Below are 24,765 nucleotides of genomic sequence, written 5' to 3'. Positions count from 1 at the left end.
CCATGGTCGTACACATCTCCCGGCTGGACCGGGACAACCTGCTGCACGAGTACAGCGTGGATACCCAGCGGCTGCTGCCGTGGCCGGTACTGAACGCGCCGTTCGAACTGTCCTACGCCGTCTGCCGGGCGAACACGGTCTCCAAGCTGCACACGCATCACGAGCAGGAGATCTTCGTCGCCGTGTCCGGCCGGGTCGAGGTCGAGTGCGGCGGCGAACGACAGCCGTTCGCCGCCGGGGACGTCTGCTACTTCACCCCCGGCCAGCTGCACCGGGTGCACAACCACAGCAACGAGGACTTCGTGTTCACCAGCATCTGGTGGGACCCGGAGATGGCGCACCGGTTCCTGGCCGAGTACGCCGGGTCCGAGACCGAACGGCTCGCTGCCGCGGCCCGCGAGCAGGAAACCGAGAACGCGGCGACGGCCGCGGCGATCGAGAAGTCCGAGCGTGAAGGAGTCAGCGCGTGACCGGCGTACTGCCCACGAACGACGACCGTCCGGTCCTGGTCCTGGGACCCAACCCGACTCCCAATGGCGGCATGCATCTGGGGCACATCGCCGGGCCGTACCTGGCCGGTGACGTCTACGCCCGCTACCAACGGGCCCGCGGCCGCAAGGTCGTCTTCACCACCGAGACCGACGACAGCCAGACGTACGTGGTCGCGTCGGCCGGCCGCGAAGGGATCACGCCCGAGGCGCTGTGCAAACGGTCGACGGCCGAGATTCAGGAGGCACTGCGGGCGATCGGCATCTCGTACGACGGGTTCGGTCCGTTCGATTCGATGTACAAGGCAACAGTCCTGCAGTACTTCGGCGCGCTGCACGCGGCCGGGGTCTTCAAGCTCAAGACCGTCCGGCTGCCGTACCTGGAACGGACCGGCGAGTACATGGTGGAGGGCCTGATCGAGGGCGACTGCCCGGTCTGTCTGGCCAGCAGCCGCGGCGGCCTGTGCGAGACCTGCTGCCATCCGAACAACTTCGACCAGCTGCTCAATCCACACTCGACGATCAACCCGGACGACAAGCTCACCTACCGCGAGGCGACCATCATGGTGCTGCCGCTGGAGGAGTACCGCGAGCGGCTGACCGAGTACCACGAACGGCTCGCCGAGCACCGCCGGCCGCACGTCCGGCAGATGATCGCCGAGTTGCTGGCCCAGCCGTTGCAGGACGTGCCGATCACGTTCCCGCTGAACTGGGGTATCGACGCGCAGTTCCCCGAGGTCCCCGGCCAGGTGCTGAACGCGTGGCTCGAACTGATCCCGGCCGGCATGTTCACCACCGCGTACGCCGCGAACAACCTCGGCCGCGACACCGTACCCGGCGAGCTGTGGCAGCGGGCGGAGAACCTCCGGATCGTGCACTTCCTCGGCTTCGACAACGCGTACTACTTCTGCCTACCGCACATTGCGATGCTGATGGCGCACGGCGACAAGTACGTCTGGCCGGAATCGATCATCAACAACGAGTTCTACGAACTGGAGAGTTCGAAGTTCTCCACCAGCAAGCGGCATGTGCTGACTCCGCAGGAGTTGCTGACCGAGGTACCGCGTGATGTCGCGCGGCTGTACCTGGCGCTGACCGCGCCGGAGTACCAACGGTCCACCTTCAGCCGGGCCGGTCTGGACAAGCTGGCCGAGGAACGGCTGGTCGGTCCGTGGAACCAGCTGGCCGGATCACTGGCCAAGGCGGTTGCCAACGCCGGTGACGACAGTATCCGGCTCCCGGTCTCCCCGGGGGCGCGGGAGCGGGTCGCCACCATGCTGGAACGGTTCGACCTCGGGTACGAGATGCCGACGTTCAACCTGAACCGCTCGGCCGAGACGGTCCTGGTCCACATCGAGCGGCTGCGGCAGCGTGCGGCGGTGCTGGACGGTGTTGGTCTTGACGAGCATCCGGAGGCGTGGGGCGAGTTGTTCCTGGAGGTCAAGGTACTGCTGGCGTCGGCCTCGCCGCTGCTGATCGACCTGGTCGCGGCAGCTCAGGAGGCTGGAGTCTTCGACGGCAGCGGTGTCCTGGTCACCGGTGCGTACGACGTGGCCGACGTGCGGCCGTTCGCCCCACCACTACTGCCGACGACACCCCTCGGGCCGTCAGAGCCGGCCGGCGCGCTCGCCTGAGGTGGGTGAACCCGGATGCGGATCACGGTGGTCGGTGGCGGCGTGATCGGGCTGCTCACCGCGATCGAATGTGTTCGCGCGCCCGGCGCACATCAGGTCGACCTGGTGGACGCCGGCCCGATCCCGTCACCATTGGCCACGTCGAACGACCGCCTCCGGGTGACCCGCGCACTACACCGAGGCGACCCGGTACTGACGGCAGCAGGCGCAGGCGCGCACGCTGCCTGGCTGGAGGTCGAGCGGCTGCTCGGCACCCGGTTCTACCACCCGTCCGGCGCGCTCACTGCGCTGCCCACTGAGGAGGCATCCAGTGAGCTCGCCGGGCTGACCGAGACAGGCGTGAACGCCTGGACGCTGTCAGCACGGGACCTGGCCAGGCGGTACCCGCACGTCCGTTTCCCGGCCGGCAGCGCGGCCGTACTAGAAGCCAGCGCCGGTGTACTGCTGGCCGACCACGCGCTGGTCGCGATGGCCCGCTGGCTCGGCCAGCACCCTCGTACGCGGCTGCTCCCCCACCAGCAAGTCGTCGCGGTATCCGAGGACGGCAGTGACGCTGTGGTCCGGTTCGCCGATGGGTCGGCCCGGTCGGCGGACCGGGTCGTCGTAGCGGCCGGGCCGTGGTCGCGCGACCTACTGGCTGACGTGGTCGGGCCAGAACTCATCCTGTACCGGCAGAGCGTGCTGTCGTACCGCCCACCGACCGACCGGCGGAACTGGGCCGGGATGCCTGTGGTGCTCGCACTCGGCGCGGCCCGCGACGCCTGGATCATGCCGACGGTGCCGCGGTCGGATGCTCCGATGCGACTGAGCGCGGCGAGCGCCTGCCGACCGGTCGACAAGCTGGCCGGCCACGAGACACCGGATCAGCAGCGCCGGCACCTGATCGAGCTGTTCGCCCAGCTGATCGACGGCTTCGACCCGGCCGGCGTCGTCGGCGCCACCGACGGCTACTACCTGGCCGAACGTACTCGCGGCGGCCCGCTGCTCGCGGCGTACGAGGCCGGCGTGGTCTGGGCGTACGCGGCGTGTGGCGGAATGTCGTTCAAGTTCGCACCCCAGATCGCCCGGGCGATCGCCGATCGCGCCGTCGGGCAGCCGCCGCGGCCGACCGGCCTCGACCCGATCGACAGACCGCGGCGGCTCGCCGCGGTCGGTGAGGAGTAGGTCGTCATGAAACTGCTCGCGCTGGAGGCCGTGCAGAACGCCGGCTACTACCTGTCCCGTTATCAGCAGGTGGAAGAGTTCGGGGGCACGCTGTTCGTCCTCAACGGCCTCGGCGAGGAGGGCTACTGGCCGGCCGAGCGGTACCGGATCGCCGGTTCCAAGCACCTCGACGACATCGTCGAGGCGGCCCGGAACTGGCATGCGGTCGAGCGGTTCGACGGTGTGCTGACCTTCTCCGAGTCCGGTGTCCTCACCGTCGCGGCGGTCGCCGAGGCGCTCGGCCTGCCCACCGTCGGGATCGCGGCGGCGCGGGTCAGCCGGAACAAGCTACTGATGCGCGAGGCCCAGGAACGCGGCGGCGCGCCGGTACCGAAGTACCGGCTGGTGCCCGACCTGGCGGCCGCGCTGGCCGCCGCGGACGAGTTCGGCTACCCGATCGTCCTGAAGCCGACGTTAGGTGCCGCGAGCAACTTCGTCTTCAAGGTCAATGACGCGGACGAACTGCGCACCCGGTTCCCGCAGGCGGTCGACGGGATGGCCGCGATGTCGTGGTTCCGGATGGAGGCCGACGGGATCGACCTCGGGCCGTACGGGCTGCTGGTCGAGTCGTTCCTGGACGGGCGCGAGCTGCAGATCGAGGCGCTCGCCTGGGACGGCGAGGTGTACCTAGGTTCGATCGTCGACCGGATCACGATCGAGGGCGATACCTTCGACGACGACGCGCATCAGGCGCCGACCACTCTCGACCCCGATCAGCTCGCCGCCGTACACCAGGTGGTCACCGTCGCGGCCCACGCGCAAGGGCTGCGACGGAGCGTGCTGCACGCCGAAGTGCGTTTCCACCAAGGCAAACCGCATCTACTGGAGATCGCGGTCCGGCCGGGCGGTGGTGGGCTGGACTACTTCGCCCGGCTGAGTACGGGGTACTGCCCGATCCGCGCCACGATGGCGGTCGCCGCCGGCGTGAAGCCCGCGGTCCAGCACTACCATCCTACCGGAGTACACCTGGCCGGGACCTGCTTGATCACCGCACCCGGCCGGATCGAGCAAATCACCGTCCCGCCCGAAGTGGCGGGGTCCGAGCGGGTGTTCTTCCTCAAGATCACCGCGCAGCCCGGCGACCTGGTCCGGCGGCCACCGGACGGCAACAACATCCTCGGCTTCCTGTGTACCAGTGGCGCGACGTTCGACGAGGCGATCGCCACGGCGTTCGAGTTCGCCGGGCGGATCGACGTGCGGCTGACGCAACCCGCCACGGCCTGAAACCCCTGACCCGAAAGGTGACCTGATGTCCACAACAGCGAGTTCCGGGCGGCCGGTCGAGGGTGGTGTCGTCACCTGGGCCTGCAACCCGGGCTTCCCGCCGGCCGCGATCTTCCCGTTCACCCCGCGGGAACGGATCGGCATCCGGAACCTGTACGAGTTCCAGATCCTGATGTTCCGCCCGCTGTACTGGCTCGGCAAGGACGGCGCCGCCGGGGTCGACCACGACCGCAGCCTGGCGTACCCGCCGGAATGGAGCGCGGACGGCCTGAGCGTCACCGTCACGCTCAAGGACTGGCAGTGGTCCAACGGCGAGCCGATCTGCGCCGACAACGTGATGTTCTGGGTCAACATGATGGCGGTCAAGGGCGATCGGCTCGGGTACTACGTGCCCGGGTACTTCCCGGACAACCTAACGTCGTTCGAGAAAGTCGCCGAGAACTCGGTCCGGTTCACCTTCGCCGAGGTGTACTCCCGCACCTGGGTCGAGATGAACCAGCTGACCCTGATCACCCCGATGCCGAAGGCCTGGGACCGGACCGCCCACGGGCCGGCCCGGGCGTCCTTCGACCGGGCCGACATCCCGGCCGTCTACGACTACCTGGTGTCGGAGAACGGCGACTGGACCGAGGAGGCCAACCTGCATCGGGGCCGCTGGGCCGACAGTCCGGTCTGGAGCGTCGTCAGCGGTCCGTGGAAGCTGAAGGACTACTCGATCGACGGGCTCGTCACCTTCGTACCGAACGAGAACTACTCCGGTCCGCACAAGCCGCGGCTGGCCGAGTTCCGGCAGGTGCAGAACGACACCGACGAGCTGATGTACAAGCGGCTGCTGGCCGGCCCGGACGCCGAGGACGGCATCCAGATCGGCTACCTACCACCAGGTTTCGAGACCACCGGCGACGACCCGGACCCGCTCGCGGACCTGTACCGGGTGGTACCGCAGGACGTGTTCGTGCTCCGGTACATGCCGTTCAACTTCGACAACGACTCCGACGCCGCGGCGATCTACCGGCACGCGTACGTCCGGCAGGCGCTGCAGCTGTGCCTGGACCAGGACCGGATCATCGCCGAGGTCTTCAACGGCAACGCCTACCGGACGGACGGGCCGGTGCCGCAGTCGCCGCCGAACCCGTACGTCTCGCCCAAACAACGCGACAACCCGATGCCCTTCGACCCGGCGGCGGCCGGCGCGTTGCTGGAGGAACACGGCTGGGACACCAGCACGATGCCGGCCGGTTGCGTGCAGCCCGGTGAGGTCGACGGGTGCGCCGGCGAGGGCGTCGAGATCGGCGCGCGGCTGTCGTTCACGATCCGGTACGTCGAGGGCAAGGACGCGTTGCTCAGGCTGCTGGAGATCTTCCGGGAGGACGCGGCCAAGGCCGGGATCGAGCTGAAACTGGAGCCCGTTTACGGCTCGGTGATGGTGGCCGAGGACCACGCGCCGAACCAGCCGGCCAAGCGGCGCTGGCAGCTCAACACCTGGAACGGCGGCTGGTCGTTCTACGGGCACCTGACCGGCGAGATGCTGTTCGCCACCGGCGGCGGCAGCAACTTCGGCGACTACTCCGATCCGACCGCCGACAAGCTGATCGACGCGACCGTGCACAGCGACGATCCCGAGGCGATGTACGCGTACCAGGACTACCTCGCCGAGCAGGTCCCGACGATCTGGTCGCCGGGCTTCCCGAACCGGATGTTCGAGGTGGCGAAGAACCTGCGCGGCGTCGAGCCATGCAACCCGTACGGGCTGATCACCCCCGAGGACTGGTACTACGTCGAGGACTGATCCACCAGCCACACGAAAGAACCGCCGCCCGGTGATCGGGCGGCGGTTCTTCGCTGTTCAGCTCTTCGGCGCGGTGGTTGCCGCCGGCAAGTGGTGCATGCCGCGCAGCAGCGTGCTCGGCTCCCACTCGAGGAAACTCGGGTCGGCCGTCATCCGCAGGTGCGGGAAACGTTCCAGCAACCGGGTCAGCGCGATGTTGGTCTGCATCTTGGCCAGCGGCTGGCCGATACAGAAGTGCGGGCCGTGCCCGAAGCCCAGTACGCCGTTCGGCCGGCGGTCCAGGTCGAGCGTGTTCGCGTTCGGGAACTGGTCGTCGTCGCGGTGCGCGGACAGGATCGACAACGCCAGGATGCTGTTCTCCGGGACCGCCGTGTCGCCGATCTCGAGGTCGACCAGCGAGAACCTGAAGGTGGCCACCCCGACGCCGCCGTCGTACCGCATCAGCTCGTCGATCGCCTGCGGCATGATCTCCGGCTCACCACGCAGCCGTTCCATCGCGTCCGGGTTGCTGAGCAGGCTGAGGATCGCGTTCGAGAGCGTGTGCTGCGAGGTGATGTGCCCGGCCACGGTGTACAGGAAGATCATCGCGACCAGTTCGTCGTCGGTCAGCCGGTCACCGTTCGGCGAGCCCTCGATCATCGCGCTGACCATGTCGTCGGCCGGGTTCCGGCGCTTCATCTCGATGATCGCCTGGCCGTACTCCAGAACGTTCTTCGACGCCTGCTCGACCACCTCCGGCGGATGCCCGGCGCCGACCAGTTCGACCGCCCACTGCTGGAACCGTTCCCGGTCCTCGAACGGGATGCCGAGTACGTCGCAGATGATCACGATCGGCAGTGGCTGGGCGAACTCGGTGACCAGGTCGACGTCGTCGCGGCCCTCCAGCTTGTCCAGGTACCGCGCGACCAGCTCCTCGATCCGATCGCGGAAGTTCTCCATCCGCTTCAGCGTGAACGCCTTGCTGACCAGCGAACGCAGCCGGGTGTGCCGGGGCGCGTCGGTGTTCAGCATGTGCTGGGACAGGTCGTCGTCGAAGCCCACGTCGGGTTTGCCGGTCTCGACGTAGGTACCGGTGTGCCGGGCGAACATCTCGTTCATCCGGGTCCCGTCCTTGCTGACGCGCGGGTCCTGGAGCAGGGCGCGCACGTCGGCGTACTTGGTCACCAGCCAGACGTCCGCCCCGTGCGGGAAGACCACATGATGTACGCGCCCGGCCTTGCGATAGGGCTCGAGGATCTCGTACGGCCGCTGCATGAAGTCGTCCGGGATCCGGTCGAGTCCCTGGTGGATTTCGATGGTCATGTGGTCCGATCCTCCAGCCTTGCGGGGCATGCCGGCAGGGCGTACCCGCGCTCCGGGATGTGTCGCCGTCATCCCATGAGAGGCGTTCGTGACAAGGCACTGATACGTCAGTTTTCGTTGCCCACAAGGCCTGTCCGGGTGGCGTTCGGCGGAGTAGCGTGCGGCACCGAACGCGCCCCGTCGACAGCGGGCCCGAGACCTTGGGGTGATGGAACCGATGAGTGAAGAAGCCGACCGCGACCCGGCACCGGCCGAACGACCCGGGGCCGGGCTCGGCCCGATCGCCATCTGGCGCCAGACGTCGCTCACGTCGAAGGCGCTGTTGTTCGGCGTGTTCGTGAACCGGCTCGGGGCCTTCCTGCAGATCTTCCTGGTGCTGTTCATGACGCACAAGGGGTTCACGGCCGGCCAGGCCGGTTTCGCCCTCGGCGTGTACGGCGCCGGGCACGTACTCGGCACGTTCGTCGGCGGCTGGCTGACCGACCGGCTGAGCGCCCGGGCAGCCACCTTGATCAGCATGCTCGGCTCCGGCGTACTGATCGTCTCGATCCTGTACATCCGGCCGTACTGGCTGATCCTGGTCGCGATCCTGGTGGTGAGCACGGTCAGCATGCTGAACCGGCCGGCCGCGCAGGCGATGCTGGCCGAGCTGACCAAGCCCGGTCAGCTGGTGATGACGATGGCGATGTACCGGCTGGCCATCAACCTGGGCACCGCGGTCACCCCGATCCTGGGCGTGGCGCTGGTGTCGGTCTCGTACGACCTGCTGTTCTGGGCCGAGGCGTTCGCCGCGGTGCTGTACAGCGCGATCGCCTGGAAGTTCCTGCCCGGCAAGCCGACCGCGGAGGAGGCCGCCGCCAAGGCCGCGGCGCGGGCGGCCGAGAAGAGGCATGGCTACCGCGCGGTCCTGGCCGACTGGCGCTACGACTTCTACCTGGCTGCCGTGTTCCTGGTGACGGTGGTCTACTGCCAGTACCTCGCGGTCCTGCCGCTGGCGATCGTGGATGACGGGCTGAGCCTGTGGTGGTACAGCCTGGTCGTGTCGGCGAACGCGATCGTGGTCGCGGTCTGCGAGGTCCCGGCGACGAAGTACGTGCAGACCTGGCCGTTGCGGATCACCGCCATCGCCGGCTTCGGCCTGGTCGCCGTCGGCTACGGCGTCTACGCGATCGCCCTGATCCCGGCCCTGCTGATCGTCGGAACGATCATCTGGACCGCCTCGGAGATCATCGGCGCGCCCACCACTTTCGCGTACCCGGGTATGGTCGCGCCGCCGCACCTGATGGGCCGCTACTCCGGCGCCATGCTGACCGTGTTCGGCCTCGGCAACGCGGTCGGCCCGGCCGTCGGGGTCTGGGCCTGGTCCAAGCTCGGCCAGAGCTTCTGGCTCTGGGCCGCCGCCGTCGCCGTGCTCTCCGCCGTCTGTGCCCGGATCGGCATGCGCCGCCCGGACGCCGAGCCGGCCAAGGTGCCGGCGCCAACCCCGACCACGGACCCCAGCACCGAACCGGCAGCCTGAAGCACTCCGCGACGACGAAACGGCCGGTCCCTTTCGGGGCCGGCCGTTCTCGCTGAAGGGCTACCTGACGGGCAGCGCGGTGCCTGGTTCAACGTCGGAGTCTTCGGGCAGCACGTGCAAGGCGCAGCCGACCGACGCGCCGCCGTACAGCCGGATCACTTCCAGGTCGGACTCGACCGTGCCAGCCCGGGCGTACACGCCGCCGTAGCCGTTGACGACGGTGTAGACACCCCAGTTCACCACCCAGGGCTCGGGATCGCCGTCGGGCATCGGGAAGTACTCGAACAGCGGGCGGATCCGGCGCTGGACGATCCACGGACCGTCGACGGCCGCCCGAACGCGCTCTTCCCAAAGCTCGGCGCTGGTGTCAGTGCGCCAGCCGAGCAGTACACCGTCCCCACCGTGCAGCTGGGTCGGCTTGATCACCAGCTCGTCGCGATGACTGAGTACGTAGTCGATCAGCTCGACCTGGCTGCCGTCCTCCAACGTGACCGGACCCGAGCGGACCGCCCGGGTCCACGGAAGGATCCGGTCCAGACTCGCCAGCGTCTCGGTGTCGAAGTACTTGCGGTTGGCCTCGTCGGACAGCATCGCCAGCGCGCGCTTGCTGGCGAACATCTCCGCGTCCAGCGGCGTGAAGATCTTCACCTCACCGCGGGCCGCCGCGTCCAGGATCGGCTCGGCCAGCGCCAGCGACTCGGGGTCGGCCAGATCCTCCAGCATGAACAGCCGCTGGATGATGTCCAGCCGGACGTCGCCCAGCCACACACCCCCGTCACGGACCTCGAGCTGCCCGATGTGCCCGAAGACGGTGTCGATCCCCATCTCGGTCAACCGTCCGGCGAAGTGCCGCATGTACGGTTCGAGCGTCTCGTAACTGCTCGGCCAGTCGACGGTCGCCATCTTCGGCCGCGACCCGGGCGCGAAGCCGCACTCCACCAGCATGTCGTTGACCTGCTCGCGCATCGTGTCGACGAAACTCAGCCGGTGCTTGCGGGCGAACTCGAGCAGCACCGGCTGATCCAGCAACGCGGTCGCCATGTCGGACTGGTCGATGCCGCCGAGCGCGCTGCCCATGTTGAACTCGAGCAGCTTGAACCCGGTCTCGTCGAGGTACAGGTCGCCCCGGCTCTGCATGGTGACGGTCGTACCGCGGCTGCGCAGTACGGCCGAGACCTGCGCCTCGTTCAGCCCGACGGCCCGGCCGAACGCGGCGAAGTCACCGCCGTACAGCTTGTCGGGCAGGCTGACCAGGGCCGCGCGCATCGTCAGCATGTCGTGCGCGAGCTGCTCGGTCTCCTCGGCACCGAGGAAGAGCGGCCGGGACAGGAAGCGGCCGCCGTACAGCGACCGCAGGCCGACGGACTCCGGATGGGTGCTGGTGAGTTGGCCGGCCGAGATCCCGCGCCGCTTGACCTCGTCCAGGTACTGCGCAGTGAGTTCAGCTCGGCTCAAGCCGCTGGTCATAGTTCGGAACCTCCGGGTGGGCTGGGCGGAGCAGACCGCTCCTACTCGCAAGAGGCCGGCACCGGCGGCGGGAAATACCCTTGCCGGCGGTGGTATCTGTGGGCGACCCCGGCGTCCTCTGGTGGGCATGGAGAAAACCACGCGGCAGGCCACCGCCCGCCACTACCTGATGTGCCCGCCGACCCACTTCGACGTCACCTATTCGATCAACCCTTGGATGGATCCGGGCAAGCCGGCCGACCGATCGATCGCCGTCGACCAATGGCAACGGATTCACGACCAGCTGGTCGGACTCGGCCACGCGGTCGACATCGTCCCGCCGCTCGAAGGACTGCCGGACATGGTCTTCGCCGCCAACGGCGCCACCGTGTACGGGGACCGCGCGCTGGTGGCCCGGTTCCGGTTCCCGGAGCGGGACGCGGAATCGGCGGAGTACCTCGACTGGTTCGCCGCCAAGGGCCTCAAGGTCCGCCAGGCGACGCTGCCGAACGAGGGCGAGGGCGACTACCTGGCGGCCGGCCCGTGGCTCCTGGCCGGCAACGGCTTCCGGACCGACCGCCGCAGCCATGTCGAGTCCGAGGAGTACTTCGGCCGCCCGGTGGTCGGCCTGACCCTGGTGAACGACAAGTTCTACCACCTGGACACGGCGCTCGCGGTACTCGACGACCGCACGATCATGTACTACCCCGGCGCCTTCACCCCGGGCAGTCAGGCGATACTGCGCGAGCTCTTCCCGACCGCGATCCGGGCCGGCTACGAGGACGCCGAGGCGTTCGGCCTGAACGCCGTCTCGGACGGCAAACACGTGCTGATGCCCGAAGGCGCCGCCGGTCTGACCGCCCAGCTGCGCGACGCCGGGTTCGAGACCTTCGGCATGGACGTGTCCGAGTTGCTCCTGGCCGGGGGCGGCGTCAAGTGCTGCACCCTCGAACTCCACGACCAGTCAGCGATCTGGTGATCGACTACGACGGGAGGCGCTTCCGCGATGTCGCGTACTCCGCGGGTGACGGTCCGTCCGCGACGTACCGGCAGCGTGGTGACCTGCTGTGGGGCGACTTCAGCGGAGGCAGCGTACGGCGTGGCGCGCTGACCGGGCTGTGTCACCCGGACGGGTCGATCGAGTTCACGTACACGATGACGCTCGCCGACGGGTCCGTACTGGCCGGACACTGCGCGAGTACGCCCGAGACCTTGCCCGACGGGCGAATCCGGCTGCACGAACGCTGGCAGCGGTACGGCGCCCAGGCGGACACCGGTGTCTCCCAGCTCGACGAGATCGCCGCGGACTGAACGGCCCACGGACCAACGATGTATCAGGTCAGCGCGGATCGATGCTCTGCCTGTCATGGATCATGTCGCCGCCGTCCCGGCCGGCAGTGTCGCCGGGACCGGCCACCTGACCGCGCTGCTGACCAGCGTCTCGTCGGACTCGCACACCTGGAACCTGGTCTTCCTGCAACTCGTCCTCGAAGAACTCGGCCACCGGGTACACAACCTCGGCGCCTGTGTCCCGGACGAGCTGCTGATCGCGGAGGCGGAGCGGTTACGGCCAGACCTGATCGTGGTGAGCACGGTCAACGGGCACGGCTTCCACGACGGCCTCCGGGTGATCACCCAGTTGCGGGCACTGCCGGAGCTGACTCAGCTCCCGGCGGTGATCGGCGGCAAGCTCGGCATCACCGGACCTGGCTCCGACGGCAGCCGCGCGAGGCTGTTGTCCGCCGGGTTCGACGCGGTCTTCGACGACGGTACTGGTCTGACCGCGTTCCAGGCGTACGTACGTCAGCTGACCACGGGCGTCACTTCGTGAGCCGGCCCGGCACCGGTGCCCTCGGCGAGTTCGTCGCACGTGCCCAGCAAGCCGGCCGACTGGTGGTGCAGCCCCGGATGGGTGTCAGCGACGCTGCCGAGATGCGCGCCGGCCTCCAGCTGACCAAGGCCGCGGCGGCCACCACCGTCGGTACGATCACTCTGGACAGCTACACCCGAGTGGGCGACCACGACAGCGCCAGTGCCGCGCTGGCGGCCGGGATCGACCTCAACGGGTATCCGATCGTCGCGCACGACGTGGCCACCACCCGGGGCGTACTGGACGGCGTCGCCGGTCCCGGCTTCCCGGTCCAGGTGCGGCACGGCTCACCGTTGCCGGCAGCAATCATCAGCTCGCTGACGGCCGCCGGCCTGCACGCAACAGAAGGCGGTCCGGTCTCGTACTGCCTGCCGTACAGCCGCGTACCGCTGAGTGAATCGATCCCGAACTGGGCGCTCAGTTGCGAACTGTTGACCCAGATCCGCGAGACCGGGGTCGAACCGCATCTGGAGACCTTCGGCGGCTGCACGATGGGCCAGCTCTGCCCGCCCGGCCTGCTGGTCGCGCTGAGCGTGCTGGAATGCATGTTCTTCCGTCAGCACGGCCTGCGCAGCGTGTCACTGAGCTACGCCCAGCAGACCGATCCGGATCAGGACGCCGAGGCGATCCTCGCGATGCGCCGCCTGGCCGCGCAGTGGCTGCCGGACGTCGAGTGGCATGTGGTCGTCTACACCTACATGGGCGTCTATCCACGGACCCCCGAAGGCGCCACCCGGCTGCTCGAAGCGGCGACGCGGCTGGCCGTACGGACCGCGTCGGCCCGGCTGATCGTGAAGACGGTTGCCGAGGGCTACCGAATCCCGACCTTCGCCGAGAACGTCGCCGCCCTGGAGACCGCGGCCGCGGCCGCGGCGAGCTGTACCAGGATCATCGGCGCGGCCGAGGACACCGGAATCCACGCCGAGGCGAGCGCTCTGATCGACGCGGTGGTCAACCTGCACGCGGACCTCGGTACCGCGCTGGGGATCGCCTTTCGCCGCGGCTACCTCGACGTGCCCTACTGCCTGCACCCGGACAACGCCGGCCGGGCGCGCAGCTACCTCGACGACGACGGCCGGCTGCAGTGGTCGTCGGTCGGGTCGATGCCGATCCGCGCATCGGTCCGCCGCACCGGTACCACCGAGCTGACCGCGATGGGACTGCTGGCCACGTTGTCGTACATCGAGCGGAAGTTCGACAGCGCCGGCCTGGAGCAGGAGTACCGGGCCATCCCGGACGATCTGACCGGACGAACAACAGGGAGCAACAGATGACCGAGACCTGGAGCCCACCCGCGCCGGCCGCGCTGCCGCCCGGTCCACGCGCGCACCTGACCTCGCCCGCCACCCGAGCAGTACTGGTGATCCAGAACCGGATCCTGGCCGCCACCCGCGAGTTCCTCACCGGCCGGGGCTTCATCGAGCTGCTGCCGCCGATCATCGGCCCGGTCACCGATCCCGGTGCCCGCGGCGCCAAACAGGTCGACGTGGACTACTACGGCCACCGGTACAAGCTGATGACGAGCGCGATCCTCTACAAACAGGCCGCGCTGACCTCGTTCGGCAAGGTCTTCTTCATCGCCCCGAACGTCCGGCTCGAACCGCTGGAGACGACGTCCACGAGCCGGCACCTGGCCGAGTTCCACCAGATCGACTGCGAGCTGGCCGACGCCGGCCGCGACGACGCGATCGAGCTCGCCGAGGGCCTGGTCCGGCACGTCGTCGAGCGCGTACTCACCGACCTGCCTGCCGAGTTGCATGCGCTGGGACGCGACGCCGGCGCGCTGGCCGAGGTACTGACCGGATCGTTCGGCCGGCGGACGCACGCGCGGGCCGTTGCCGAGTTGCGCGCCCTCGGCCACGACCAGAGCCCGGACGCGGAACTCGACTGGGTCGGCGAAGCGAAACTGTCGGAGCCGGCCGACCGGCCGTTCTTCGTCACCGACTACCCCAAGGGCTCGCGCGGTTTCTACGACAAGGAGAGCAAGGACCAGCCCGGGACGCTGCGGAACTTCGACCTGATCGCGGCCGAGGGCTACGGCGAGCTGTGCAGTGGCTCCGAGCGCGAGCAGGACTACGCGACCGTCGTCGCCCGGATGCGCGAGACAGCCGAGAACCCCGCGAAGTACGCCTGGTATCTGCAACTGCTCAAGGACGGCGTACCGCCGAGCGCGGGGTTCGGGCTCGGGCTGGAGCGGTTCACCCGGTACGTCGCGGGCCTGGACTCGGTCTGGCAGGCGAGCGCGTTCCCGAAGGTCCCGGGCATCGCGTCGCCGTGACGCCCGGGATGGGGCGAAGATGTCCCGCATGACAAGCGCTCGACCCGGCGGCCGGCTCAGTCTGGGGCAGGGCACCGCACTGTACGTCGGGGCCGTCCTGGCGACCGGGGTGATCGCCCTGCCCGCATTGGCCGCCGAGGTGGCCGGCCCGGCTTCGCTGCTCGCCTGGCTCGGTCTGGCGATCGTGTCCGCTCCCCTGGCGGCGACGTTCGCGGCGCTCGGCGCCCGCTACCCGGACTCCGGTGGCGTCGCGACGTACGCGCGGCTGGCGTTCGGCGACAAAGCGGCGGCTGTCGTCGGCTGGTGCTTCTACCTGTCCGTACCTGTTGGTGGACCGGCCGCCGCGCTCTGGGCCGGCGGCTACGTCGAGGCAGGCATCGGTGGCGGTGACCGGACCGTACTGGCGACCATGCTCGTCCTGATCCTCGCTGTGCCGGCTACGAACGCGTTCGGAATCCAGGTGACCGGCCGGGTGCAGATCGCGCTGGCGGCACTGCTCGCCATCTTCCTGGTCGGGGCGGTCGCTCTGTCGTTGCCGCACGCGGACCTGGCGAACCTGCACCCGTTCGCGCCACATGGCTGGCAGGCGATCGGATCGGCCGCGGCACTACTGGTCTGGAGCTTCGTCGGTTGGGAGGCGGTCACCCACCTGACCGGTGAGTTCCGTAGACCTGACCGCGACGTGCCACGCGCTACTGCCATCGCGGTCGTGGTCGTCGGCGTTCTCTACCTCAGTGTCGCGTTCGCCACCATCACGGTCCTCGGTACCGGCGCCGGCGAGACCGACGCACCACTCGGTGACCTGTTGGCGATCGGCCTCGGTGGCAACCCCAGCGTCCTGGCCGCGTGCGCCGCGCTCCTGCTCAGCTTCGGCGCCATGAACGCGTACTACGCGGGCGCCTCCAAGCTCGGCGCCGCCCTGGCCCGTGACGGCTCACTCCCGACGTGGCTGGCCCACGGTAGCGCCGCCGGAGAGATCCCGCGCCGCAGCCTCGCCCTACTGGCCGGCATGTCCACGCTGACCGCCTTGGTAGTCGTTGCCGTCGGCATCACGCCATCAGCCCTGGTACTGCTCACCACTGGCTTGTTCGTCACTGTGTACGCGGTCGGCGTCGCCGCGGCGGTCAAGCTGCTCCCGAAGGGCAGCAAGGCTCGCCTCGCTGCCCTCCTCGCGCAGGCGGCCGTCGTAGTCCTCCTGCTGATGTCCGGCCGGTACCTGATCTGGCCGCTCATCGTCACCACGGCCGCATTGGGCTATCGCTGGTTCAGTACACGTCAGCGGCGTCCGTAGAGCGCCCGCATGCCCAGTACATCGCCGCGGCCGAGGGTACGCATGTGTCCGGTGCAGCGCCGGACACCCGGGTACATGGTCAGGTTGAGATCCTCGATGGCGCTGAGGTTGACCAGCCCGTACACGTGGCCCATCTCGTGGGTCACTACCGACTCCACGTCGTACCGCCAGCGGTCCTGGTCGGGCGGCTGGGCCGGTTGGCACTTGGGGTCGTTGGCCGGGTCGTAGGTCCAGTTGTAGTCGGCGCTGTTGAGCCGGATGTCTGCCTCGACCGCGCGGGTCACGCCGTGCCGGGTCTCCGACCAGGTACACGTCCACGCCAGTGTGGCTTCGAGGAATCCGCCCGGTAGATCACCTTCGTCGATCACGCTCTGGTGGTCTCGCCGGCCACAGGTGGTTTGGCCGTCGGCGTACACGAAGTTGCCTGTGGTCCGGGTGTGGCCGAGGAAGGCGCCTCTCGCACGGGTCCGCCCGTCCATACCGCAGGTGTTGTGGCCGTCGATCAGGTTCGCCAGTGAGCGGCGGACCGCCGCGTCGAAGTCGCGCTGCCGGTTGGTCGCCAGGGTGGTGCCCTTCGTCGTCCGGAACAACCAGGGCGAGTTCCACTTGTAGTCGCGGAGCACGTAGGTGGACCGGTCACAGGCAGTCGGGCCAGGCAGGTCCGGGAACTGACTGACCGGAGGATGCTTACCCACCGGCTGTCCCTTACTTGCCGACTGCTGCCTGCTTGCCGGTTGCCGCGTACTGGCCGGCTGGTTCGAGTTCGCGGCCTGGTTCGGGGCGGGAGCTGACGCGGTGGTCACTCGGCCCTGGTCGTCGGTGGTCACGGTGTAGGTGCGGTCACCGGACGGGAACAGCAGGTCCATCGTGACGCTGCTGCCCGGCGGCTGGACGGTCAGCGCGACGCCGTTGCCCGCGTCGACCAGCCGGCCGACGGCGCCGCACTCGACCGCGGAGCGCTGCGCGAGCGTGCTCGCCGCCAGGACACCCGAGGGCAGCCTGCAGGGATTCGAGGCGGCCGCGGTGCCGCCGACGGCCACCACGCTGCCAATGCTCAAGGAGACGACGACCGTCAACGTGGTCGCGCGCAAAGACTTCATCGTTGTTGCCCCCGGCCCAAATCGGTAACAGATCCGCTGATGCTGAGGGGACGAATCGGCACGGCTGATACGAGTGGCCGGCGAATGTCACGGCGAACGTCCGGCGACTGTCACGGCGACTGTCACGGCGGGCCGGTATTTTCCGGTGCCGCGCGCCGCCTCTGTCCGGGTGGAGGTTCGATCCACCGAGGAGGGCATCCTGTACGCCGAGACGTTCCCCGAGGCGGCCGTCCGGGCCCGCGCCAAGCTCGGCGCCGCCGACGCATTCCCGCCCGCGAACCAGTACGGTCAGGCGCTGTTCGGTGCGGGCGGCCGTGAGTCGTACTGCCCGATCGACCGGCAACGACTGGTGCCACCGGTCTTCGTACCGCAGAGGTTCGCCAAGCTGGTCGAGCTGGCGCGCGAACCCACGTACCAGGACGTCGTGCTGGAGACCACGATCGGCGGGCTTCGGTCGGCCCTGCCGGTGTACGTGTCCGCCTTCGGGTCGACCGAGGCGGCGAGCGTCGCGCTCGGCATCGCGGCCGGCCGTCAGGCCGCGCGGCTCGGCATCCCGTTGGTGATCGGCGAGAACGTGATGCCGGTGAACAGCTACGGCCGGTTGGACGAGGACGCCGAACGCTCGCTGCTCGGCCGGATCGCCGCGTACCAGGCCGAGGCCGTCGGCGGGTACGGCGGTGTCGTCGTCCAGCAGAGCACCGAAGACGCCGATGCCGAGGTGTGGAACCTGGTCTACAGCGACCCGAACGCCCTGTCCCTGCTGGAATCCAGGCGGCTCGCGTTCGAACTCAAGGTCGGCCAAGGAGCGAAGCCCGGCCTGGGTGGAATGACTTTGTTGGGCGCCGAAGCGGCCACTCGGCTGGCCGGTGCCTACCTACTCGACCCGGTCGTCGGTAATGGCCAGGTGCTACGCAGCAGCAGCCCCGGAAGCTTCACCGAAGAGATCCTGCGCCAGCAGGTCCGGCTGATGCGGAACAACTACCCGCGCGCCCGGATCTGGGTGAAGCTGCCACCGGCCCGGGACATCGCGGCCGCCGCACGGGTCGCGTGGGCGGCAGGTGCCGACGCGGTCACGGTCGACGGAGCAGAGGGCGGTACGGGCTGGGCGCCGCGCGCATTCCTCGACCAGGTCGGGCTACCACTCGGTGAATGCCTCGACCGGATCGGTGCGACCAGCAATTGCCTACTGGTGTCCGGCCGGATGTGGGAAGGGGCACGGGTCGCGAAGACACTGGCACTGGGCGCCACTGCGGCTGGGCTCGGGCGGGCCGCCCTGCTGTCGGTCGACACCGACCCGGACAACGGTCTGGTCAATCTGGTCGAGTGTTTGGCGTTGGAGCTTCGGTTGATCACCAGCGCACTCGGCAAGTACCACGTGGAAGCACTGGGCGCCGAGGACCTGTGGAGCCCGCCGGGCTGACCCAGGACCTCAGGCCAGGTTGCGGTGGCGGCGGAGGATGCGCGGGCGGTCGCGGCGTGCATGCGTGACGGTTTGCCGGCTGCGGACGAGCTCCACCAGCTCCTCGGTCGGCTCGACGCCGAGCTCGGTGGCCAGGCTCCGGCGGAAGAATTCGAGCCGCCGCATCGCCTCCACCACGTTGTCCTCGGCCAGGTGGACCTCGATCAGTACCCGGGTCGCGCTCTCCCGCAACGGCTCCAGCCGGACCGCGGCCATCGCGGCCTCGATCGCCTCGGCGTACCGGCCGTCGCACGTCAGCCCCTGCGCGGTCAGCTCGAGCGCATGCAGTTGCAGCTGGCGCAGCCGCTCACGGCCGAGCAGAACCCAGTCGTCGTACCAGCCAGGTAGCAGCTCGCCCATCGTGGCCAGCGTCGGCAGCAGGCCCCGATCGGCACCGCACTCCCCCTCGTTGATCACCCGCTGGATCGCGGCGATCAGCGTACTCACGTCGACGTCGAGCGATTCGTCCAGCCAGAGCGTCTCGTCGCCGGTCACCAGTGGATGGTCACTCAACTGCCGCAGCCGCCACAGCGCGGTACGCAGACAGGCCTGCGCCTTCGAGTCCGGTACCTCCGGCCACAGCGTTCCGGCCACCTCCGCACGGCTGGAACGGCTGCGGAGCGCGACGTACGCGACCACCCGGCGGGCGCTGAGCGGAATCGCCAGCGGCTGGTCGTCCACCAGCACCTGGAATCCGTCCAGCAGCAGCAGTTTCGCGGCCGGCGGACTGTCGTCCGGATCGGAATCGGAATCCGGATTCCCGGCCGGACCGATTAAATCAATCATTTGCCCCCCATGGGCCGAAAATCCCACTTCGTGTAATTGACAGGCGACGCCCTGTTACCGTGCCGGGCATTGCCGGATTCCTCTCCCCCCACGGACATCGGAGACCTCCTCGGCAGTGACGCATGCATTACCTGCCGTGAAGTCTGAAGCGTCTGCTAATGGGTGACAAGGCATTGGGCCCGGCAGTTCCAGGAGAATTCGTTCGGCAGGTCGCTGTATCACCCGTGGCGCCCGGTTCGCTCTCGTTGGGGAGTGCTAGCCCGGGAGGCAACCACGTGGACGAGGACACCGGCGACGGAGTCGTACTGCTGTTCGGCAGCGGCTTCCAGCCCTACCGCCAGTACCTGCTGGAGGCGGCCGCCAAGCGCAGTCACCTCTGGCTGATCGACGACGAGCCGGCCGACTGGCAACTGCCGTACGTTGTCGGCAGCACTGTCGTCCCTCCGCTCACCGGAGCGGGTCTGGTACTCGACCACGACGCGCTGTTCGCTGCTGCCGAGGCGGTCGCGCGGTCGCATCGGGTCGTCGGCACCTGCACGTACGACGAGCCGTCGGTGATCATCGCCGCCCTTGTCGCCGACCGGCTCGGCGTCCCCGGCCTGACCGCCGCGGGCGCCGAAGGCTGCCGGAACAAGGCCCTGACCAGACAGGCCCTGACCGCGGCCGGCCTTCCGCAACCCCGGTTCGCGGTGGCCGCGACAGCCGAAGCGGCCGCCACCGCGGCCGCCGGGATCGGCTATCCGGTGGTGGTCAAACCGCGCGGCATGGCGGCCAGCATCGGCGTCGCCATGGTGGCCGGCGCGGACGGCCTAGCCGACGCATACGCGCGGGCCGACGAGTCGAGTCGCAGCGGACCAGCCGCCTATCAAGGCGGCGCCCTGATCGAGGAGTTCGCCGACGGACCGGAGATCAGCGTCGACGGAGCGGTGGTCGATGGCGAGTACACGCCGTTCTGCGTGGCACACAAGGAACTCGGGCCGCCTCCGTACTTCGAGGAGACCGGCCACGTTGTCGACGGCAACGACCCCTTGCTGACCGATCCGGCGCTGCGCGAACTCCTGCGCCGGACCCACGCGGCCCTCGGCGTACGGTTCGGAGTCACGCACACCGAGCTCCGCCTCGGCTCGCGTGGGCCGGTCGTGATCGAGGTGAACGGCCGGCTCGGCGGCGACCTGATTCCGTACCTGGGAAAGCTTGCCACCGGCATCGAACCTGGCGAGATCCTGGTCGGCGTCGCCCAGGGCAAGCAGCCCGGGCTCGCGCCGGATCGCCGCGAATGTGTCGGGATCCGGTTCTGCTACCCACCCGAGGACGCCCGGGTGGTGGAGATCACCGTGCCCGCGCCGGGTGCCGTCCCCGGCCTGCTGGAGGCGCGCGCGATGGCGCCGGCCGGCGCGACCGTGCGGCTGCCACCACGGGCCCACCTCGGCCGGCACGCGTACGTGATCTGTACCGCCGCCGACCCGGCCACCTGCGCCGACCGGCTGACAGCCGCGGCCGGGCTGGTCGAACTGAAGTACGAAGCGCTGAACGAGACCGAGTACTCCGGCCGGCCGTGGTGATCCACGACCGGCCGGAACCCAGCGGAGAGACCAGGAGCCCGAATGACAAACCGTGAGGTCGAGCTGCTCGCCATCGGCGGCGGTCCCGCAAACCTGGCGCTGGCGGTCGCGCTCGAAGAACTCGGCATCGACGGCCTGGCCGAGAACTCGCTCGTGATCGAACGCGGCCGGACCGTCGAGTGGCAGCGCGGCCTGCTGCTGCCCTGGACGAAGAGCCAGGTCGCGTTCGCCAAGGACCTGGTCACGTTGCGGAACCCGCGCAGCGAGTTCACCTTCCTGAACTACCTGCGCTGCGTCGGCCGGCTCGACGACTTCATCAACATGGGCAGCTTCACGCCGTACCGGGTCGAGATCTCGGGCTATCTCAGCTGGGTCGCCCGGACGCTGCGCAAGGTGAAGTTCGAGCTCGGCGTCGAGTGCACCTCGGTCGCGCCGGCGCGGGACGCGTCCGGCGTACTGACCGGGTGGCTGACCAAGCTCGCCGACGGCAGCACGATCTCCAGCCGGTACCTGGTGATCGGCGCGGGGCGGGATCCGTACGTGCCGCCGGTGCTGGCCGGTCTGCCCGCCGACCGGCTGGTGCACAGTACGCAGTACCGGTACCGGATCGCCGAGCTGGCCACGGACGCGCCGCACCGGGTCGCCGTGATCGGCGCGGCGCAGAGCGCGGCCGAGATGTTCCGCTCGCTGGGCAACGATCTTCCGGCCGCCGACGTGAGCTGGGTGATGCGGTCGATCGGGCTGCGCTCGTACGACACGAACAAGTTCACCAACGAGCTGTACTACCCGTCGTTCATCGACAAGGTCTTCGAGGCACGGCCCGAAGGCCGGGACCAGATCCTGCGCGAGATGCATCTGACCAACTACTCCGGCGTGGAGACCGACCTGCTGGAGGATCTGTACGCCGGGATGTACCTCGACAAGCTGCACGGCGTCGACCGGCGCCGGCTGGTGACGATGACCGACATCACCGGTGCCCGCGAGGAGGGCGACGAGATCGTCGTCGAGCTGACCGATCGGCGTACCGGTCAGGTGAATGAGCTCCGGCTCGACTATGTGTTCCTAGGTACCGGGTTCGTCCGCGAGATGCCGGCGATGGTCCGCGACCTGAGCGCGGCGATCGGCCTGGACCGGATCGACGTGACCCGGCGGTACCGGCTGGAGCTGAACGAACCGTCCGACGCGGCCTGCTACCTGCAGGGCGTCAACGAGGCGACACACGGCATCGCGGACTCCCTGCTCAGCGTGCTAGGCAACCGCGCCGGCGACATCGCCGACGACCTCCTCGCCCACCGCACCGCCCCGAACGAACAGATCGCCGCGGACGAACTGGACACCGCGGACGAACTGGCTGCGGCGGCCGCCGAACCGCACCGCTGATCCGCACGATCGCCTCCTGAACACGGCGGCGCCGGTCCGGCCTGCCGCTGAACCGCACCGCCGCGCCGAACCCGCGCAACAGACAGGTCGCCATGTCCGTAACTGATGGTTCCTTGCTGCCCAAACCCGGTCGTGGACTGGTGGTTGCCGGTGGGCTGGTCGCGGCCGCCGCGATCCTGCTCGGCGTCGCGTCGGCCCTCGGCTGGCTCGACAACGATCACCAACCCCCGCCCGGCACGACCGGCCCGACCGCGTCCACCTCCCCGGCCGCACTGATGTGGCGGCTGCTGATCGCCGTCGCGGTCGTCTGCGCGCTGGCCACCGTGTTCGGCCGCCTCGCCAAGCTGCTCGGTCAGCCCGCGGTGGTCGGCGAGATCATCGCCGGGCTGGTCCTCGGCCCGTCCCTGCTCGCGACGCTGGCGCCCAGGCTGTTCGACGCCATCATCCCGACGGAAGTCCTGCCGAACCTGAACCTGCTTGCCCAGGCAGGCCTGGCCATCTTCATGTTCACCGTCGGCGCCGAGTTCGGCCGCGGCAAACTGGGCCGCGATCGCGGCGCGATCGCGGGCGCGAGCCTCGCAATCATGGCGGTACCGTTCGCGCTCGGCGTCCTGGCGGCACTGCCGTTGTACTCCACCCTGGCCGGTCCGGCGGCCGGGCGGCTGCCGTTCGTGATCTTCGTCGGCACCGCGCTGGCGATCACCGCGTTCCCGGTACTCGCCCGGATCGTGCAGGACTTCGACCTGGTCGGCACCCGGCTCGGCTCGCTGGCGATGCTCTGCGCGGCGGTCGCCGACGTACTCGCCTGGTGTGCGCTCGCGATCGTGCTGGCAATGATCAAGTCACCTGACATCACCACGTCCTTGGTCGCCCTGACCCTGACAGTCCTGGTCGGCGCGCTGGCGGTCTTCGTACTCAAACCCGCTGCTCGCCTGCTCGCCGACCGGTACGCCGGCCACCTACCCAGCGCGATCCTCGTACTGGCCGTCCTGGCCCTGATCTTCGGGCTGGCCGCGGCCACCGACGCGATCGGGGTGCACGCGATCTTCGGTGGCTTCCTGGCCGGCCTGGTGCTGCCCAAGGACAACCCCGCGGTGGCCCGCGTCGCCGGGCAGCTCAGCGGGCTGAACCAGGCCATCCTGGTACCTGTCTTCTTCGCCTCGATCGGTCTGAAGACCGACGTCAACGCGGCCGGCTCGCATCCCGAGGTCTTCGCGGCCGGCGCCTTGCTGCTGGTGGTTGCGGTGGCCGGCAAATTCCTCGGCGCCACCCCGGTGGCCCTCACCGGCGGTTTGCCGATCCGGTCGGCGATCGGGCTCGGCGTACTGATGAACGCGCGGGGAATCACCGAAATAGTGGTGCTGTCCGCGGGTCTCGGCGCGGGACTGATCAACGCGGGCGCGTTCACCGTCCTGGTGATGATGGCGCTGGTCACCACGATGATGACGCTGCCGCTGCTCCGGCTGCTCGGACCGTCGGTTCGCGAACCCAGCGCGACGGCGCAATTACCGACCGGTGATGAGTACGCGAGCGGTGACGCGAGAACACGCCTTCCGTGACGGCGTGACTACGCCTGGGTGACGGGCCCGGTGATCGAATAGGCGGCGAAGGCAGCACTGACGACGGCCGCTGGGGGCGGGTGAGGCAACGGTCGGTAATGCCGAGTGAGGATTCATCCGGCGCGGATTCCGGTGGCTGCCTGCCGACCGTCCGCCGGCCCTCGGCCGACCTACCTGCGTCATTTGCTCCCACGTCGTTCGCCCATTTGCGGAATTCAGCGAAAGGACGTGGAACGTGTCGACGATCTCGCCACCCACAATCGAACGCACACCCGACGGGAATCGCCATCACTACGATTCCGGAGACTCCTTGGAGGCACTCCTGCGCCGGGCCCTGGCCTCCGACTGGTCGGCCTGGAAGGAACTGGAGGCACGCTACGGACACCTGCTCACCCACGCGGCCCGCGGCGTCGGCCTCAGCCACAGCGACGCCGGTGACGTCGCCCAGCTCACCTGGCTAAGGTTGTGGCAGCACGGCCGCCAGATCCGCGACCCTGAATGTCTGCCCGCCTGGCTGGCCGCCACCGCCCGGCGCGAAGGGCTCCGCTTCGCCATCAGCCGCAAGCGGTACCTCCTGTACGCCGACCCGACCGCCGAACACAGCGACGGCCTGCGGATGGCGGTCCTGGACATCTATCCGGTCGACGGCGAATACGAACCGTCCACCGAGCAGGCGCTCCGCCGGCTTCCGACGCGCTACCAGCGCCTGATCCGCGCGCTGATGTCCGACAGCTGCCCGTCGTACACGGAGATCGCGGAAGCCCTGAACCTCCCGATCGGCAGCATCGGCCCCATGCGCATGCGAGCCCTCCAAATGCTCCGCCGAACCCCGGAACTGTCCACCACCCGCCCCCGCACAGCCTGAAACAAGGCAC

General features: G+C 69.0%; 21 protein-coding genes. 17 read left to right on the top strand and 4 right to left on the bottom strand.

All coding sequences use genetic code 11. From position 1 onward, the window contains the following. The first annotated feature begins 2 nt into the window (after positions 1-2). Genes HDA44_RS04605 through HDA44_RS04585 form a run of 5 tightly spaced genes read left to right on the top strand, consistent with a single transcriptional unit; the run spans position 3 to position 6,338 of the window. The gene (locus tag HDA44_RS04605) at positions 3-470 is read left to right on the top strand and encodes a cupin domain-containing protein (protein ID WP_184831618.1); all 468 of its coding nucleotides are present in this window, start codon (positions 3-5) and stop codon (positions 468-470) included. Then, entirely contained in the window at positions 467-2,122 is a 1,656-nt protein-coding gene (locus tag HDA44_RS04600) for a class I tRNA ligase family protein (RefSeq protein WP_184831616.1), read from the top strand. The genes HDA44_RS04605 and HDA44_RS04600 overlap by 4 nt, the downstream gene beginning before the upstream one ends. A gap of 15 nt (positions 2,123-2,137) precedes the next feature. Further along, positions 2,138-3,286, top strand: a complete 1,149-nt coding sequence (locus HDA44_RS04595; protein ID WP_184831614.1) for an NAD(P)/FAD-dependent oxidoreductase — start codon at positions 2,138-2,140, stop codon at positions 3,284-3,286. A gap of 6 nt (positions 3,287-3,292) precedes the next feature. Beyond that, positions 3,293-4,549, top strand: a complete 1,257-nt coding sequence (locus tag HDA44_RS04590) for an ATP-grasp domain-containing protein (RefSeq protein ID WP_184831612.1) — start codon at positions 3,293-3,295, stop codon at positions 4,547-4,549. Between the two features lie 25 nt (positions 4,550-4,574). Then, positions 4,575-6,338, top strand: coding sequence for an ABC transporter substrate-binding protein (locus HDA44_RS04585; protein ID WP_184831610.1), 1,764 nt, complete (start codon positions 4,575-4,577; stop codon positions 6,336-6,338). Positions 6,339-6,395: 57 nt separating this feature from the next. Here the strand turns inward: HDA44_RS04585 and HDA44_RS04580 are convergent, their stop codons facing one another. After that, entirely contained in the window at positions 6,396-7,640 is a 1,245-nt protein-coding gene (locus HDA44_RS04580; protein WP_184831608.1) for a cytochrome P450 family protein, read from the bottom strand. 217 nt (positions 7,641-7,857) lie between these two features. Here HDA44_RS04580 and HDA44_RS04575 point away from each other — a divergent pair, with 217 nt between their 5' ends. Beyond that, a complete protein-coding gene (locus HDA44_RS04575; RefSeq protein ID WP_184831607.1) occupies positions 7,858-9,159 on the top strand; it encodes an MFS transporter in 1,302 nt (433 codons plus the stop codon). Positions 9,160-9,219: 60 nt separating this feature from the next. On the opposite strand, the gene HDA44_RS04570 is transcribed toward HDA44_RS04575, so the two are convergent. Further along, a complete protein-coding gene (locus HDA44_RS04570; RefSeq protein ID WP_184831606.1) occupies positions 9,220-10,626 on the bottom strand; it encodes a hypothetical protein in 1,407 nt (468 codons plus the stop codon). Between the two features lie 127 nt (positions 10,627-10,753). Here HDA44_RS04570 and ddaH point away from each other — a divergent pair, with 127 nt between their 5' ends. From ddaH to HDA44_RS04540, 6 genes are read left to right on the top strand one after another with little or no spacing between them, the layout of a single operon-like run. Beyond that, a complete protein-coding gene (gene ddaH / locus HDA44_RS04565) occupies positions 10,754-11,584 on the top strand; it encodes a dimethylargininase (RefSeq protein WP_184831605.1) in 831 nt (276 codons plus the stop codon). Beyond that, complete coding sequence (locus HDA44_RS04560; RefSeq protein WP_184831604.1) at positions 11,581-11,916, top strand: avidin-fold protein; 336 nt, start codon at positions 11,581-11,583, stop codon at positions 11,914-11,916. Before ddaH ends, HDA44_RS04560 begins: the two co-directional genes overlap by 4 nt. A gap of 55 nt (positions 11,917-11,971) precedes the next feature. Next, positions 11,972-12,436: a cobalamin B12-binding domain-containing protein gene (locus tag HDA44_RS04555; RefSeq protein WP_184831603.1), complete on the top strand. Its 465-nt coding sequence runs from the start codon at positions 11,972-11,974 to the stop codon at positions 12,434-12,436. Next, positions 12,433-13,749, top strand: coding sequence for a methylaspartate mutase (locus HDA44_RS04550; protein WP_184831602.1), 1,317 nt, complete (start codon positions 12,433-12,435; stop codon positions 13,747-13,749). Before HDA44_RS04555 ends, HDA44_RS04550 begins: the two co-directional genes overlap by 4 nt. After that, positions 13,746-14,753, top strand: coding sequence for an asparagine synthetase A (locus HDA44_RS04545; protein WP_184831599.1), 1,008 nt, complete (start codon positions 13,746-13,748; stop codon positions 14,751-14,753). Before HDA44_RS04550 ends, HDA44_RS04545 begins: the two co-directional genes overlap by 4 nt. Before the next feature lie 28 nt (positions 14,754-14,781). Next, positions 14,782-16,044 (top strand): amino acid permease, encoded by a 1,263-nt coding sequence (locus tag HDA44_RS04540; RefSeq protein WP_238352359.1) that lies wholly within the window; start codon positions 14,782-14,784, stop codon positions 16,042-16,044. On the opposite strand, the gene HDA44_RS04535 is transcribed toward HDA44_RS04540, so the two are convergent. Further along, entirely contained in the window at positions 16,029-17,144 is a 1,116-nt protein-coding gene (locus HDA44_RS04535; RefSeq protein ID WP_184831595.1) for a zinc metalloprotease, read from the bottom strand. The two genes, HDA44_RS04540 and HDA44_RS04535, sit on opposite strands and share 16 nt — an antisense overlap. A 169-nt stretch (positions 17,145-17,313) precedes the next feature. On the opposite strand from HDA44_RS04535, the gene HDA44_RS04530 reads away from it, so the two are divergent. Beyond that, entirely contained in the window at positions 17,314-18,564 is a 1,251-nt protein-coding gene (locus HDA44_RS04530; protein WP_337905628.1) for a glutamate synthase-related protein, read from the top strand. Positions 18,565-18,573: 9 nt separating this feature from the next. On the opposite strand, the gene HDA44_RS04525 is transcribed toward HDA44_RS04530, so the two are convergent. Next, positions 18,574-19,389 (bottom strand): AfsR/SARP family transcriptional regulator, encoded by an 816-nt coding sequence (locus tag HDA44_RS04525; protein ID WP_184831593.1) that lies wholly within the window; start codon positions 19,387-19,389, stop codon positions 18,574-18,576. A 275-nt stretch (positions 19,390-19,664) separates the two neighbouring features. Between HDA44_RS04525 and HDA44_RS04520 the strand changes: the two genes are divergently transcribed. The 4 genes from HDA44_RS04520 (at position 19,665) to HDA44_RS04505 (ending at position 24,755) form a co-directional block, all read left to right on the top strand. Continuing rightward, the gene (locus HDA44_RS04520; RefSeq protein ID WP_337905627.1) at positions 19,665-20,951 is read left to right on the top strand and encodes an ATP-grasp domain-containing protein; all 1,287 of its coding nucleotides are present in this window, start codon (positions 19,665-19,667) and stop codon (positions 20,949-20,951) included. A gap of 42 nt (positions 20,952-20,993) precedes the next feature. Continuing rightward, on the top strand, positions 20,994-22,331 hold the full coding sequence (locus tag HDA44_RS04515; RefSeq protein ID WP_184831589.1) for a SidA/IucD/PvdA family monooxygenase: 1,338 nt from the start codon (positions 20,994-20,996) through the stop codon (positions 22,329-22,331). Positions 22,332-22,423: 92 nt separating this feature from the next. After that, positions 22,424-23,890: a cation:proton antiporter gene (locus tag HDA44_RS04510; RefSeq protein ID WP_184831587.1), complete on the top strand. Its 1,467-nt coding sequence runs from the start codon at positions 22,424-22,426 to the stop codon at positions 23,888-23,890. Positions 23,891-24,200: 310 nt separating this feature from the next. Continuing rightward, positions 24,201-24,755 (top strand): RNA polymerase sigma factor, encoded by a 555-nt coding sequence (locus HDA44_RS04505; RefSeq protein WP_184831585.1) that lies wholly within the window; start codon positions 24,201-24,203, stop codon positions 24,753-24,755. The last annotated feature ends 10 nt before the right edge of the window (positions 24,756-24,765 follow it).

Source organism: Kribbella solani (genome assembly GCF_014205295.1).
Taxonomy (GTDB): domain Bacteria; phylum Actinomycetota; class Actinomycetes; order Propionibacteriales; family Kribbellaceae; genus Kribbella; species Kribbella solani.
The sequence above is the reverse complement of the archived record's forward strand: the minus strand, read 5'-3'. Positions and strand labels throughout refer to the sequence as shown.

Bases quoted from the DNA above. Each gene is read 5' to 3' on its own strand.
- HDA44_RS04580 (WP_184831608.1), bottom strand. From the start codon at position 7,640: ATGACCATCGAAATCCACCAGGGACTCGACCGGATCCCGGACGACTTC.
- HDA44_RS04525 (WP_184831593.1), bottom strand. From the start codon at position 19,389: ATGATTGATTTAATCGGTCCGGCCGGGAATCCGGATTCCGATTCCGAT.
- HDA44_RS04545 (WP_184831599.1), top strand. From the start codon at position 13,746: ATGACCGAGACCTGGAGCCCACCCGCGCCGGCCGCGCTGCCGCCCGGT.
- HDA44_RS04555 (WP_184831603.1), top strand. From the start codon at position 11,972: ATGGATCATGTCGCCGCCGTCCCGGCCGGCAGTGTCGCCGGGACCGGC.
- HDA44_RS04515 (WP_184831589.1), top strand. From the start codon at position 20,994: ATGACAAACCGTGAGGTCGAGCTGCTCGCCATCGGCGGCGGTCCCGCA.
- HDA44_RS04585 (WP_184831610.1), top strand. From the start codon at position 4,575: ATGTCCACAACAGCGAGTTCCGGGCGGCCGGTCGAGGGTGGTGTCGTC.
- HDA44_RS04510 (WP_184831587.1), top strand. From the start codon at position 22,424: ATGTCCGTAACTGATGGTTCCTTGCTGCCCAAACCCGGTCGTGGACTG.
- HDA44_RS04540 (WP_238352359.1), top strand. From the start codon at position 14,782: ATGACAAGCGCTCGACCCGGCGGCCGGCTCAGTCTGGGGCAGGGCACC.
- HDA44_RS04570 (WP_184831606.1), bottom strand. From the start codon at position 10,626: ATGACCAGCGGCTTGAGCCGAGCTGAACTCACTGCGCAGTACCTGGAC.
- HDA44_RS04535 (WP_184831595.1), bottom strand. From the start codon at position 17,144: ATGAAGTCTTTGCGCGCGACCACGTTGACGGTCGTCGTCTCCTTGAGC.
- HDA44_RS04575 (WP_184831607.1), top strand. From the start codon at position 7,858: ATGAGTGAAGAAGCCGACCGCGACCCGGCACCGGCCGAACGACCCGGG.
- HDA44_RS04595 (WP_184831614.1), top strand. From the start codon at position 2,138: ATGCGGATCACGGTGGTCGGTGGCGGCGTGATCGGGCTGCTCACCGCG.
- HDA44_RS04590 (WP_184831612.1), top strand. From the start codon at position 3,293: ATGAAACTGCTCGCGCTGGAGGCCGTGCAGAACGCCGGCTACTACCTG.
- HDA44_RS04605 (WP_184831618.1), top strand. From the start codon at position 3: ATGGTCGTACACATCTCCCGGCTGGACCGGGACAACCTGCTGCACGAG.
- ddaH (WP_184831605.1), top strand. From the start codon at position 10,754: ATGGAGAAAACCACGCGGCAGGCCACCGCCCGCCACTACCTGATGTGC.